Below are 14,128 nucleotides of genomic sequence, written 5' to 3'. Positions count from 1 at the left end.
GGCATCTTGCCTGTGCAACCACTTTTGCCGACAATGGATGTGCCGGAAGCATCCACAATTTCCCCCTCTTGTGGCACGGGCATCTTGCCTGTGCAACCACTTTTGCCGACAATGGATGTGCCGGAAGCATCCACAATTTCCCCCTCTTGTGGCACAGGCATCTTGCCTGTGCAACCACTTTCAACGGTGCAAACCTATGTGGCTGGCGGGTGGCGGGAAACGCCTGTTTATCAGAGAGAGGATTTGCGATCGGGCGACTGCATAGAAGGCCCTGCTATGATTGTTGAAGCTACGGGAACTAATATCATAGAACCGGGCTGGGAAGCTGTATTAACAGAAAGAAACGATCTAATTTTGAACCGCAGATGCACGCAGATGGAGGCAGATAATAGCCGCGTTCATTTGGGTTTATCTGCGGTTAAATCAGATCCAGTTTTGCTGGAAATCTTTAATAATTTGTTTCGGGCGATCGCGGAACAAATGGGCGTCACATTACAAAACACAAGTTCCTCAGTCAACATCAAAGAACGTCTCGACTTTTCCTGTGCAATTTTCGACCAAAACGGGCAATTAGTTGCCAACGCGCCGCACATTCCCGTACATCTGGGATCGATGAGCGAAAGCGTTGAAGCTTTAATTTTAGCACAAGGCAATGCGATTCAACCGGGTGATGTTTATGTTTCTAACAATCCCTACAACGGCGGCACACATTTACCAGATATCACTGTTATTACTCCAGTATTCGATCGTGATTCCTCCCTTCCTTTGTTTTATGTTGCCTCGCGGGGACACCACGCCGACATCGGCGGCATTACTCCCGGTTCCATGCCTCCTAACAGTACAACAGTAACTGAAGAAGGTGTATTGCTTGACAATTTCCTGTTAGTAAGTGAGGGCAATTTTCGAGAAAAAGAATTACTAGAGATTCTGACAGCGGGGAATTTTTCTGTTCGCAATTCCGCTCAAAATATAGCCGATTTGCAAGCACAAATTGCTGCTAACAAGCGCGGCGCAGAAGAGTTGATCAAGATGGTAGAACATTATGGATTAGAGACTGTGCAAGCTTATATGGGCTTCGTACAAGACAATGCGGAAGAGTCGGTGCGGCGGGTAATTAAGGTTTTGAGTGATGGCGAATTTACTTATCCGATGGATAGTGGCGGACAAATTAAGGTAGCAATTACAATTGACAAATCGGCGCGCAGTGCAAAAATAGATTTTACTGGCACTTCTGCTCAACAAACCAACAATTTTAATGCTCCCGCAGCCGTGTGCAAAGCCGCTGTTTTGTATGTTTTCCGCACCTTGGTAGATGACGATATTCCTCTCAATGCGGGCTGTTTGAAACCTCTCGAAATCATCAATCCCGAAGGCTGTATGCTGAATCCTCGCTATCCAGCGGCGGTAGTTGCCGGAAATGTGGAAACATCGCAGAATATTACCGATGCTTTGTATTGTGCTTTGGGAGTGATGGCGGCTTCTCAGGGAACTATGAATAATTTTACCTTTGGGAATCAGCGCTATCAATATTATGAAACTATTTGCGGCGGTTCGGGCGCGGGGCCAGATTTTGACGGTACTGATGCGGTACAAACTCACATGACTAATTCGCGTTTAACTGACCCAGAAGTATTAGAATGGCGCTTTCCGGTGTTGTTAGAAAGTTTTGAAATTCGGGCTAATAGCGGGGGGAATGGATCTCATCGCGGGGGTAACGGCGTGGTGCGGCGAGTGCGGTTTCGGGAGGCGATGACTGCTGGTATTTTATCGGGGAGGCGGGTGATTTCTCCTTGCGGTTTGAATGGGGGGGAAGCTGGGAAAGTTGGGCGGAATTATGTTGAAAGGGTTGATGGAAAAGTTGAGGAATTGGGGAGTACGGCGACTGTAAAAATGCAGTCTGGGGATGTGTTTGTAATTGAGACTCCGGGGGGCGGAGGATATGGTTTTCCTAGCGGGATTCACCGTTAATAACCTTCATCTGCTGGTAAGTTTTGTTGATTGGCTGCTTGTCTGCAAATATAATTGCAGCGTTTATACTCTTGGTTGCCCGCAGATTGCTTAAGCCTAATAAACTCAACGTCGTGTTGCGAACAGAATTGGAGTAATTGCTCCCACAAATCTACGTTAGCAGTAGGTTTGTGTTCGCTATTTTTCCAGTTATTAGCTTGCCAGCGCAGCGCCCAATTGTTGGCAATAGCATCTACAAGGTAGCCGTTGTTATTGTACAGCGTCACTTTACATCTTGTTTTGAGTGCTTTCAGACCTTCAATTGCAGCAATAATATCCATACGATGGTGTGTAGTTAACTGAAATCCGCCGGATAGTTCCTTGCGATGATTTTCATACAGCAAGATTGCCCCATATCCACCAGCACCGCTCGGCGTAGTTATACCGCGAGTATAGATGCTAACTTGTTTCAAGTTGCTCATGCTTCTGGACTCCTTCATGGAATATAAACATTTGGCGATATTATATAATTAATTGACTTAAGTATCAACATAATTTTAAAGCACTTGCCTCAAATGTATATCGTGTTGTAGAATCGGGCTGCACCAGCATTTATTACCAAAACCGTTACAGAACAATTGTGCAAACACCTAATTTTTCCGAACTCAACCATCCTGTGGTCAAATCCTTGTTCCATCACAGCGACCAGGAATTATTGACTCTGTTTCAAAACCATCCCGATCAGGGTCGCTTTTTCACGGCGATTTTTTGCCGCTACGCTCAAATTGTACACTCCCTGATTCGCCATTCCGTGCGATCGCCCGTACAAGGCGATTACCTGTTTGCCCACACTTGGCTGCACATCTATCACGAACTCCGAGGCCTCGATTTGCGTCGCGAAATCCAAGAGTCTGATGGCGAAAATCTCAGTCTCCAAAACTGGCTGATTAATGTCACGGCAGTCTGCATAAATCAAGCCGAATTGCCCCCTGTTGAGTCGATTCACTACTCTTTGCAATCGGCTCCGCCTCCCCTGTGGTGTTACGTCAAACAAGCCTTAGAATTGTTAGCGCCACTGCCGCGTTTAGTCGTGTTGATGGCTCAGACTTTCCGCTGGAGCGAAACTCGAATTGCAGCTTATTTACAAGCAGAAGGCGAAGCTATTTCGCCCGCTCAGGTAAAGGCTTTGCTGCAAAAAGGATATCAAAGTTTAGAATCAAACTTGCCGGAGGATATTCGGGCTATTTATCTAGATGAAAATCTCGATTATCAAGAAGCACTTGTCTAGATATACACGATATAAATCCGCCCTTTCTATTTGTATGGGCGGGTTTTACCGGAAATATTTGCTAGGACTAACAGCATCGTAAACCCGCCCTTTTGCGAGGAATAAGGAAAAAATGGCAGTTTATCAAGTTCGGTTGGTGAATGAGGCTCTCGCGCTCGATCGCACGATCGCAGTACCAGACGACCAGTATATCTTAGATATGGCAGAAGATGCCGGCATCCGCTTGCCGAATGGATGCAAGCAAGGAGAGTGTTCTGCTTGCGTTGTCAAACTGCTGAGCGGTGAAATCGACCAAAGCGAACAAAAGTTTTTGAAGCCCTCAGAAGTGCAAGCTGGCTACGCTGTTACTTGTGTGGCTTACCCGCTTTCTGACTGCACTTTGTTAACTCATCAAGAACAAGTTTTATATCAAGCCGCCCTTTATTTTAAGTAATAAAAAATCAGTTTTTTACCATCTTTTATTCTAGCCTCGCTGGGCGCGAAATTTCTTTGTAGAAGAGCGAATTATATTCGCCAGTCATATTATGTCCCGTCGATTACCGCTAATACGGTAGGGGCGGGTTAACAAAAAATATCTGCCCATAATTGACAATCTCAAAAACCCGCCCTTTTCATCGCGGTCACTCGATCGGACATGATCTCAAATCCTTATCAAACCAGATTTGGTGTCATGTAAGGTGCGTGACTTTCCAGCATCTCGCTGTTAATTGAGGAACTAAAAAGTCACGCACCCTAACGAGTATAGATAAACCCGCCCTTATTAATTCAGCAATTGTAGAATCCGCTGAAGCGGAATTTCCGCGAAATCTAAGCGGTAATTGAGTTCGTAGGCTAGCTCGGCAACCGCTTTTTCCAAAATGTAAGCATCCAGCAAAACTTGTAGTTCCGGTATAGATTTGGGCAAGAAACTTGCATCGGCTGCAGTCGCCAAATAACTCTTGACAAAAGTTAGGCTGACCCAGCGGTGCCAAACGTTCGCCCACTGCTGCATCTCCGGGAGATTTTCAGGGCGAATCATGCCACTTTCTACTTCATTGCGGAGTGCCAAAGTAACAGCGTAACTCAAAGATTGCAGCATTCCCGCAACATCTCGCAGGGGCGACCTCTTCATCCGCCGCTCGCTTAAGGGTCGATCGCGTTCTCCTCCGAAATCAATAATTACGAAGTCTTTGCCTGTATAAAGAACTTGCCCAAAATGAAAGTCCCCGTGACAGCGAATTCTATCGGCCGTGATTCTCAAGTTCAAAATAGACTTGAAACGTTCCATGAGCAAATCTTCGCGGTTGAGGAGCTTTTGCGCCGATTTTTGTACTTCTGGCGGCAGTTTGGACAGCCGTTTTTTCAGCTCCAGCAAAGTTCTTCCTGCCAGATTTCTCATGTATTGATAGATGGAACGCTGGTAAAACGAGGTAAAGCTTTCTGGGGCAAAAGCGGGATTTTCTATGTCAGAAGCTAAAGTGAGGTGAAGTTCGGCTGTCCGCTTACCTAAAAGTTCGGCTGATGCTAAGTAAGAGCCGATGAGTTCGCGAGCTAATGCCGGAATTTCTAGGGATAAATCGGCTACTAGCGAGTTTTGCTGCCGCTGGGTTTGTCCGGTCAAAGCGTTCGGCAAATAATTTTCGGGGGCAGTAGATAAATTCTCGCCGGAATGCTTTGCTTCTACTGTCATTACTTGCTCGAAATAGTCGCGCAGTGTGTCTAATGTATAAGACCAAGCATCTACGCTGTCGGGGATTAATTTTTGTAGGATTCCGACTGTAAGGACTTGTTTTGCTGGTGTGTGATATTCCAATGCTCCGGCAATTGGAGCGTAGTGTTGGATCGAGTTGCGCTCTGTTAAAAAGCGTCCGATTTCTAATTCGGGGTTAATTCCTTCCTCGATTTTTCGCAATATTTTCAGGACGAAGCGGTCGCCGTAACCTGCGGATGTATTGCTTTGTTCTTTTTTGAACAGGTGAGGATCGAGCTGCGATAAATCTTGTTCGGAGTTGAATGAACTGTCGGCAATTCCTAGCAGTTGACCTGCAGATCCTCTGTAACTGCGAGAATTGGCGATCGCCCCCAGCAGCGCGCTCAGAAAACCTTTTTCCCCAGCAGCATCAAATAGTACCCCGATTTCCTTTTTGGTTTCTGGGAAGTGCAGGCGCGCGATCGCCCGATCGTCCACATCGCCTTTAATCTCTTCCCAACCTAAAGGCAAAACGTAAGTTTCCGGCATACCTTCAGTATAATTCAACTGCAAAAACAGAATGTAAACTTGAGATTCCTCTCCCGCGCTATCTTTACATTCAATCGGTACAACCTCACTTATTTCTAAAGATTGAATTGTCCGATCTGAACCGCTAAACCAGCGATTACGCCGCAAGTATCCCGGCAAAAGATTAAGCAGCATATCGCTTAACTGACTTGTAGCAAAAGCAGTTTTCCAATTACCTATGACCGCCAAAGTAGGCAAGTCTGTGGGCACACCGTGCAGCGAAAAATCTTCGTGTTTAACAGTAAGAGTAAACCAGTAAAACGTGTGAGGACTCAAACTCAAAAAGTAAGGATTCTCGCCAACAGCAGGAAACTCCGTGCGGCCGAAAATCTCCACCGGAACAGCACCTTTAAAGGGCGCCAGGTCTAATTCTGCCGTCTGGACGAAGCGTGACAAATTAGCCACTACGAGGATGTGTTCGTCTTGATAAGTACGTACAAAAGCTAAAACTTTGCGGTTTTCCGGGTACAGAAACTCGCAAGTTCCGCGGCCGAATGCTTGGAAGCGCTGCCTAATTGCAATCAGGCGTTTCATCCACCACCACAGAGAACTCGGATTCGCCCGCTGCGCGTCCACGTTAACAGATTCGTAGTGATATTCAGGGTCAACAATTGGCGGTGCGTACAGGCGCTGCGGGTTCGCGCGACTAAAACCGGCATTGCGATCGCCGCTCCACTGCATCGGAGTTCTTACCCCGTTGCGATCGCCCAAATAGATATTGTCTCCCATGCCAATTTCATCGCCGTAGTAAAGCACCGGCGTACCCGGAAGAGACAGCAGCAAAGCATTCATCAACTCGATACGGCGGCGGTTATTTCCCATCAAAGGAGCCAAGCGGCGGCGGATGCCCAAATTAATTCTCGCCTGAGTATCTTGAGCGTAAACCCGATACATATAATCTCGGTCTTCATCACTCACCATTTCCAGCGTCAATTCATCGTGATTCCGCAAAAATAATGCCCACTGACAGTTATTGGGAATATGTGGAGTTTGCTGGAGAATGTCGCTAATTGGGAAGCTATCTTCCATATGCAAAGCCATAAATAAACGCGGCATCAGGGGAAAATGAAAATTCATGTGACATTCATCGCCAGCCGCGTAATATTCAACCGCATCCTCCGGCCACTGATTCGCCTCAGCCAGCAGCATCCGGTTCGGGAATTTCTCATCTACGTGCTTCCGCAATTGCTTCAGGAATACGTGAGTTTCTGGCAGGTTTTCGCAATTAGTACCTTCGCGCTCGTACAGGTAAGGCACCGCATCCATCCGCAGTCCGTCTACTCCCAGTGCCAACCAGAAATCTACCACATCTAAGATGGCTTGGCGGACGGCAGGATTGTCGTAATTCAAATCCGGTTGGTGGGAATAAAAACGGTGCCAGTAATAAGCTTTTGCTACAGAATCCCACGCCCAATTAGATGTTTCAAAATCTTGGAAAATAATCCGAGCATCTTGATATTTTTCCGGCGTGTCGCTCCACACATAAAAATCTCTTTCGTTACTGCCTTTCGGGGCGCGGCGCGCTCGCTGAAACCAAGCGTGCTGGTCGGAAGTGTGGTTAACAATTAACTCAATAATGACCCTAATTCCCCGTTGGTGCGCTGCTTCTAAAAGGTCTTTAAAGTCATCTAATGTGCCGTAAATCGGGTTGACGGTAGTATAGTGAGATGTATCGTAGCCGTCGTCTCGGAGCGGCGAGGGAAAAAATGGCAGTACCCAAATTGCTGTTACTCCCAAGTTTTGCAGGTAATCCAGTTTTTCTGTCAGTCCTCTAAAGTCGCCGATGCCGTCTGCATTGCTGTCGGCAAAAGCCCGAACTGGTACTTCGTAAATAATCGCGTCTTTGAACCACAAGGGGTCGTCATTTAACATTGAGTTTGCCATGATTTGTAGCGATGATTGGTAATTAGTAATTTGTACTTAAAATTTGGTAATTGGGATTTGTTAGTTCCAATCCAAACCGATAAATCATAACTTATAATTTGGCCGCTATTCCTCATGCCAGCGGCAGACTTTTAATCGTAATTTATGAACGCAAAACTTATAATTTCTTAACTATAAAGTCTCAACAATCTGTTTTGCTATTTCGGATACAGTTCACAATCCGGGTACTGTGCTAGCTACCGATGCGCGGTGCCCACCCTACCAAGGCGTGTCAACTTAAGCCTGAAACCCCTCTGTATCTCTCACTGGTAGCCCAGTCTAGATCCCCCTAAATCCCCCTTGATAAGGGGAGTAGGGGTTGACTTTGAGAACACTCTTGCCCCCCCTTTATTAAGGGGAGTAGGGGTTGGCTAGGGGGGATCGAGTCCTTGTTGACACTAAGCACACCCTACAGACTCAGGATTAGGTGCGGTATTTACTACCCACCGGACGGTTGCCACGACATTACAGTACCTTGACGTTTATTACAAACTTTCGTTACATTAGTTTACATAAAGCAACAAAAGTTAAGGAAAAAGCAAATATGGCTATTGTAATCGCTCTTTTAATCGTCGGTTGGGTCGCAGCCTCAGTAATTGGCACTCAAGCATATTTCCTCGGAGAACAGTCAAAGCCCATCCACGAGCGGAATTGGAACGATGAATCTTTTGAACAACTGGCAAAATCAGTGACGGGAACAGAAGTTGACTACCGCGTTCGCGTTCCTGCCTACAGCATGGATGCCTATGGCAGCCGCACCATGTCTAATTCTTGATATATTTCACCATTTTCAATAACAGGCAAGATGCCTGTTCCACAAGAGAATTGATGGTTTGTGGAACAGGCATCTTGCCTGTTCCTAACTATTCGGCAACTACAAACTCTTACCTGTCAGCGCTGGGCGAGAATCTTTTTTGCGAAATTGCAAAGTGTTATTTTCACAGTCGATCGCAATTGTATCACCCTCCACAAACGCATTTTCCAGAATCTTGTTAGCCAGCGGGTTTTCCAGCTCCCGCTGGATAGCGCGTTTCAAGGGACGAGCGCCGTAAACCGGGTCGTAACCGACATCTGTGATATGGTTTTTCGCCGCATCGGACAGTTCCAAAGTAATTTTTTGCTCGGCCAACAAACGCTCGATCCGCTTCACTTGAATGCTGACAATTTGCCGCAGTTCGACCTTGCTCAAAGTGTGGAACAAAATTATCTCGTCCACCCGATTGAGAAATTCAGGCCGGAAGTGCGATCGCAGCGCTGTCATCACCCGTTTTAACATCTGTTCGTACTCTTGGTCTGTCTCCCGTTCTTGAGTCAATAAATTTTCATTTTCACTCTTGTTTTCAGTCTTGTTTTCACTCTTACTTACAGTATCAACATCGACTCGCTCGGCCGACACCTCAACAGTACCGTCGGCAGCCACTTTATAATCTGTCTTTTGACTTGACAAATCTTTCGTTTCCTGCTTCCGACTAGCAGGTTTTTTGACGGTTTTTTCCTTCTTAGTAAACACGTCTAAAATGTGGTCACTGCCGATATTGCTAGTCATCACAATTACGGTATTTCTAAAGTCAACCACTCGACCTTGAGAATCGGTAATTCTGCCGTCATCCAACACTTGCAGCAAAATGTTAAATACGTCCGGGTGCGCTTTTTCCACTTCGTCAAACAGCACTACCGAATAAGGATGTCTCCGCACTGCTTCGGAAAGTTGTCCCCCTTCATCGTAACCGACATATCCGGGAGGAGCTCCTACCAACCGGGAAACGCTGTGCTTCTCCATGTATTCCGACATATCGATGCGGACGATCGCATCATCGCTGTCAAACAAAAACTCCGCCAACGCCCGCGCTAACTCAGTTTTTCCGACGCCTGTGGGGCCCATAAACAAGAAAGAGCCGATCGGCCTCCCCGGATCTTTCATGCCCGCCCTAGCGCGCCGAATTGCCGCTGCCACGGCTGTTACAGCTTCCTCTTGACCGATGACTTTTTGGTGCAAGTGTTTTTCCAATTGCAGCAATTTTTGGCGTTCGGACTCTAACAACCGGTTAACCGGAATGCCCGTCCATTTAGCGACAATTTCCGCAATATCGCCCTCAGTAACTTTTTCGCGCAGCAGGGAAGAACCTTGAGCTTGCTGTTTCAAAAGTTCCGCTTCTTTGGCTTCCCGATCGCGCACCGCAGTTTCCAACTTGCCATACTTTAACTGTGCGGCTTTATTCAAATCGTAAGCCCTTTCTGCTTGTTCGATTTGGACTCGCAGTTGGTCTTCTTCTGCTTTCAATTTATTGATTGCATCCAACAACTGCTTTTCGCCCAACCACTGAGAGGACAATTTTTCCTGCTTAACTTTTAAAATGTCAATCTCAGATGTGATGCGTTCGACGCGGAAGCCTAGTCCAGGGGCTAGAGCACCTTTTCCTTCGCCTTCGATCGACAATTTTTCCATTTCCAACTGCATCACCCGGCGGTCAATGCCTTCCAATTCCACAGGTTTAGAGGTAATCTCCATTTTCAAGTGGGCGGCCGCTTCATCTACGAGGTCGATCGCCTTGTCTGGCAAAAAGCGATCGGAAATATAGCGAAAAGACAGAGTTGCAGCAGCTACCAGGGCCGAATCAGTAATTTTTACCCCGTGGTGGCGTTCGTAACGGTCTTTCAATCCGCGCAAAATCGAAACAGTATCTTCAACGCTGGGCTCGCCGACAAATACTTGTTGAAAGCGGCGTTCCAGGGCTGGATCTTTTTCAATATTCTTGCGGAATTCGTCGAGAGTTGTAGCGCCGATGCAGCGTAATTCGCCTCTCGCCAACATGGGTTTTAACAAATTTCCCGCATCCATTCCCGAACCGGAACTGCCACCGCCACCAGTGCCTACAACCGTGTGCAATTCGTCAATAAATAGGACAATTTGCCCGTCGGAATCGATGACTTCCCGCAATACAGATCGCAATCGTTCTTCAAATTCGCCCCGGAATTTTGCCCCAGCAATTAAACTGCCCATGTCGAGGCTAAATAGCTGGCGATTTTTCAAAGATTCGGGTACGTCGCCGTTGACAATTCGTTGGGCTAAACCTTCGGCGATCGCTGTTTTTCCGACTCCGGGATCGCCAATTAACACTGGATTGTTTTTTTGGCGGCGGGAAAGAACTTGTACCACGCGGCGGATTTCCTCGTCGCGGCCGATTACTGGGTCGAGTTTGCCGGCTTTGGCGGCTTCTGTCAAATCGCGGCCGTACTTGCTGAGGGCGTCGGAGTTAGCTTCCCCATCTTGATCTTGGGCTTTAGCGTTGCTGCGGCTGCCTTTCGTTTCGGAATTTTTTTCTTGGGCTTTAGCAGTGGCGCGGAAAGATTTGATGGCTTCTTCGAGTTTTGGTCGATCGATCGTACCGGCTGGGGGTTTGCGATCGTAACCGGGGCGGCCCGGCGGCCCGTCGCCTTTTGTCAGCAACCTGCGGCCGACTCGTTCGTCTTCTACTAAGCCAATTAATAAATGTTCAACCGCGATAAAATTATCTTGCCAAGTCGCCCTGGTGGCCTCGGCAACATCTAACATCACTTCTAAGCCGCGGCCGAGGTATAGTTGGTCAGCGTTGGCAACTCTGGGCTGTCGTTTGGCAAAAGCATCTAACTGTTGGGCCAAGCGGGTGACATCTACCCCAGCCAAGCTGAGAATGGTGTTTGCTGTCGCAAGCTGTTCGAGAATGGCGATCGCTAAATGTTCAACCTCTAGCTGCTGATTGGCAAAGCGGCGGGCTACATCCTGGGATTTGACAATGGCTTCCCAGGCTTGATCTGTAAATTTGCTAGGGTCTGTTGGCTGCACGTTGGTTCCTCGCAATCAAGGGGATTCCTGTTGTTATCCGTTAATACATCGTCTCACAACCATCATAATCTTTAAACAGGATTATGAATTTATGAGTGCGGTTAACTAGGGCGGAAGTTGTGACCTAATTGACGTGTTGCAAAAGCTTACACTCCGCAATCCACCCCGAAATTTGGTGCGTTCAGACCGACTCTGGCGATTCCCTTCGGGATAGGTTCGCTGGCCGTACTTATAAAAATATTGCCAGAAACAAGATTTTTTATTGGCTGAGATTTATGCTATTTCCCACTTACCAATTTTTAGTATTTTTCCTAATTATTTTTAGCCTGATCGTCTCTGTGAAACCCCAAGTCGATTTGTATAAAATTGTCTTGTTAGTTTCGAGTTTATTATTTTATTCCTTTTGGAGCTTTGACTTTCTCTTGCTCCTGATTTTCTCTACAGTCTACAATTATATCATTCTCCGGGTTCTCTGCAAGAGTAAATATAAAAAACTTGCTTTAATCTCCGGTCTAATTTTAAACATTGGCTATCTCGGCATCTTTAAATATTGCAACTTCTTTGTAACTTCTTTATTTGAGGTACTGAACCAGCTACAAATTCCAGCCGACTTTCCAGTTTTGCAAATAATCGCCCCCGTCGGCGTGTCTTTCTACACTTTTAGAATGATTTCTCATTTAATCGACTGCTACCAGCAAAAAATCCCTTGTCCGAAATTTGTAGACTATGCCGCCTACATTACCTACTTTCCGCAAATTGCCTCCGGGCCAATCTCGCGAGCCCGCGAATTTTACGGGCAGCTAAATTCACCGGAAAAATACGACTATAAAATTGAAGAAGTTATAGTTTTGATTTTGTCTGGACTCTTCAAAAAATATACTTTATCCAGCTTTTTGTTTAACTTCACTGACTTGCCATTCAAAGTCCCGCAGCAGTATAGCAGCATCGATTTAATCCTCGCGGCAATTTCCTATTCCTGTCTAATTTACGTAGATTTCAGCGGGTACTCGGATTTAGCGAACGGCATCTCCTGTTTGCTGGGTTTCAAACCCATTGCCAACTTTAATATGCCATACCGATCGCTCAGTCTGCAAGAATTTTGGAAAAGGTGGCACATCAGTCTTTCCGAGTGGCTGAGGGATTACGTTTACTTTCCCTTTGGCGGCAACAAATACGGCAAGTTGAGGAAGTACGTAAATTTACTGATGACAATGGCGATCGGTGGATTGTGGCACGGCGCAGGTTTAAACTTTATTTTCTGGGGAGCAATTCACGGTTTAGGATTAATTGTCAACCATTTATGTAAAGATATCCCCCAAGCTATTCACTTTAAATTAGACTATGCCTTTCCCAGATTTGCTAAATTTTGCAGTTGGCTGCTAACATTTACTTTTGTTACTTGTAGCTGGGTATTTTTCGGCACTCCCAACTGGGAAACGGCGGTGAGCTTTTTTGAAGGAATTTTCCATCCTGTCGTCGCAACTTTTCAATTTAACTTCTGGCAATTGTATTTAGTAATTGCAGTCATTGGCGCGATCAACTTGTGGGGCGATCGCATCTCCCAACTATTGCAAACCGTATTGTCATTAAAAAACATTTTCTTTCGGGTTGTCTTAGTTTCACTGCTCGTGTATACTATCTTGATGTTGGGGCCGAGTACCATGCCGCCTTTTATTTACTTTAATTTCTAAGAAATATGAAAGACCGGGAATTTTTGCTGATTGTTACTTCTGTAATTCTCACTTTAATATTTTCAAACTTATCATTATTTCTAAAAAGCTTTGCTTCAACTCCTTTCGCCAGTGCAGAAATTAAACAAGCCGCGGACCAGATCGAAATAGACGGTTTCCGAAAATCCGAACAAGATTTTTGGAGCAAAATTAAAGATATTAACTTCGATAGCCTCCCCAAAAAACCAGAAATTCCTCCTGTTCAAACCGAAACAAAAGCAGCCGTTAAACCCCCAAAGCCTGCTAATGCTAAAAAAACAACCCCAGCTAAAAAACCAACCCCAGCTAAACCTAAACTGACCAGACCTTATCGAAGATTTTTATTTATTGGAGATTCCGTAATGTTCGACTTAGGAATTCAACTCCAGTACACTCTTAAGAAAAAATATAATATCGCCGATACGAAAATAGACTACAAGGTCTCAACAGGATTAAATCGGATAGATTATTATGATTGGTATGCCAGAACTAGACAAATTATTAATAATTACCAGCCGGATGTAGTGATAGTTTTGTTTGGAGCCAATGACCGTCAAAATATCATTGATTATCAAGGAAAAGGCTGGAAAATTATGACCAAAGAATGGCAAAAAGCTTATCAAGAAAGAGTTGAAAAATATGCCAATTTACTTGATTCGTCATCCGTGAGAAAAGTTTATTGGGTCGGTCAATCGATGCCTAACAAATTTTCGTATCTCAAAGCTTTTCCCATCATGAACAATATTTATAAAACTGCCAGCAAATCTTCATCCAAAATCGAATTTATTTCTACTTGGGACACTTTTGCACAAGGAGGAAAATTTGTTCCAGTAGTTGCTAATAAATCGGGTAAGCGAGGCTATGTGAAAAATAATGACGGCTTGCACTTTACATCCCACGGAGCTCAAATTATCAGCGACTTAATCGTTGACCAAATGGTGAGCGACAAAATCTTAAAAGCTCAGACAAAGAAATGACGATAGTAGGTTGGTTTTCGGGACTCAACTCAACCAAAACTTTTGACATTTCACCGATCAATGCAAAATAATATATTTAGTTCTGGACGCACATTGGTCTTGATAAACTAGGTTTATCGGGAAAATCTAGGATTGAGTTATAATAAATTTACTCGGTAAACCAGGTTTCAAATTCCCTATGCGTCCAGGACTAATATTGACAAA

Annotated in this window: 9 protein-coding genes; 6 read left to right on the top strand and 3 right to left on the bottom strand. The window is 45.5% G+C overall.

The features are described 5' to 3' along the window. Positions 1 to 1,968 (top strand): hydantoinase B/oxoprolinase family protein (locus QUB24_RS21185; protein WP_333155215.1); only part of this gene is annotated, 1,968 nt, incomplete at its 5' end. On the opposite strand, the gene QUB24_RS21180 is transcribed toward QUB24_RS21185, so the two are convergent. Then, entirely contained in the window at positions 1,965 to 2,429 is a 465-nt protein-coding gene (locus QUB24_RS21180) for an RNase H family protein (protein ID WP_333155214.1), read from the bottom strand. The genes QUB24_RS21185 and QUB24_RS21180 overlap by 4 nt on opposite strands. A 158-nt stretch (positions 2,430 to 2,587) precedes the next feature. Between QUB24_RS21180 and QUB24_RS21175 the strand changes: the two genes are divergently transcribed. Together QUB24_RS21175 and QUB24_RS21170 are read left to right on the top strand one after the other, a co-directional pair. Next, positions 2,588 to 3,235 carry a sigma-70 family RNA polymerase sigma factor gene (locus QUB24_RS21175; RefSeq protein ID WP_333155212.1) on the top strand — a complete coding sequence of 216 codons (648 nt, stop codon included), beginning with the start codon at positions 2,588 to 2,590 and terminating at the stop codon, positions 3,233 to 3,235. Between the two features lie 112 nt (positions 3,236 to 3,347). After that, positions 3,348 to 3,668, top strand: a complete 321-nt coding sequence (locus tag QUB24_RS21170) for a 2Fe-2S iron-sulfur cluster-binding protein (protein WP_333155211.1) — start codon at positions 3,348 to 3,350, stop codon at positions 3,666 to 3,668. 327 nt (positions 3,669 to 3,995) lie between these two features. On the opposite strand, the gene treS is transcribed toward QUB24_RS21170, so the two are convergent. Then, a complete protein-coding gene (gene treS, locus QUB24_RS21165; protein WP_333155210.1) occupies positions 3,996 to 7,376 on the bottom strand; it encodes a maltose alpha-D-glucosyltransferase in 3,381 nt (1,126 codons plus the stop codon). A gap of 583 nt (positions 7,377 to 7,959) precedes the next feature. On the opposite strand from treS, the gene QUB24_RS21160 reads away from it, so the two are divergent. Then, complete coding sequence (locus QUB24_RS21160) at positions 7,960 to 8,190, top strand: photosystem II protein, Psb35-related (protein WP_333155208.1); 231 nt, start codon at positions 7,960 to 7,962, stop codon at positions 8,188 to 8,190. A gap of 99 nt (positions 8,191 to 8,289) precedes the next feature. Here QUB24_RS21160 and QUB24_RS21155 read toward each other — a convergent pair whose 3' ends face one another. Then, positions 8,290 to 11,238 (bottom strand): AAA family ATPase, encoded by a 2,949-nt coding sequence (locus QUB24_RS21155; RefSeq protein ID WP_333155207.1) that lies wholly within the window; start codon positions 11,236 to 11,238, stop codon positions 8,290 to 8,292. A gap of 275 nt (positions 11,239 to 11,513) precedes the next feature. Between QUB24_RS21155 and QUB24_RS21150 the strand changes: the two genes are divergently transcribed. Further along, positions 11,514 to 12,929 carry an MBOAT family O-acyltransferase gene (locus tag QUB24_RS21150; RefSeq protein WP_333155206.1) on the top strand — a complete coding sequence of 472 codons (1,416 nt, stop codon included), beginning with the start codon at positions 11,514 to 11,516 and terminating at the stop codon, positions 12,927 to 12,929. Positions 12,930 to 12,934: 5 nt separating this feature from the next. After that, positions 12,935 to 13,924 carry a DUF459 domain-containing protein gene (locus tag QUB24_RS21145; RefSeq protein ID WP_333155204.1) on the top strand — a complete coding sequence of 330 codons (990 nt, stop codon included), beginning with the start codon at positions 12,935 to 12,937 and terminating at the stop codon, positions 13,922 to 13,924. The last annotated feature ends 204 nt before the right edge of the window (positions 13,925 to 14,128 follow it).

It is taken from the genome of Microcoleus sp. B9-D4, from assembly GCF_036705105.1.
Lineage (GTDB): Bacteria > Cyanobacteriota > Cyanobacteriia > Cyanobacteriales > Microcoleaceae > Microcoleus.
Note: the sequence above shows the minus strand (reverse complement) of the source record. Positions and strands in the feature narration are given on the sequence as shown.

Coding starts and splice junctions, on each gene's coding strand:
- QUB24_RS21180 (WP_333155214.1), bottom strand. CDS start 2,429: ATGAGCAACTTGAAACAAGTTAGCATCTATACTCGCGGTATAACTACG.
- QUB24_RS21170 (WP_333155211.1), top strand. CDS start 3,348: ATGGCAGTTTATCAAGTTCGGTTGGTGAATGAGGCTCTCGCGCTCGAT.
- treS (WP_333155210.1), bottom strand. CDS start 7,376: ATGGCAAACTCAATGTTAAATGACGACCCCTTGTGGTTCAAAGACGCG.
- QUB24_RS21160 (WP_333155208.1), top strand. CDS start 7,960: ATGGCTATTGTAATCGCTCTTTTAATCGTCGGTTGGGTCGCAGCCTCA.
- QUB24_RS21150 (WP_333155206.1), top strand. CDS start 11,514: ATGCTATTTCCCACTTACCAATTTTTAGTATTTTTCCTAATTATTTTT.
- QUB24_RS21145 (WP_333155204.1), top strand. CDS start 12,935: ATGAAAGACCGGGAATTTTTGCTGATTGTTACTTCTGTAATTCTCACT.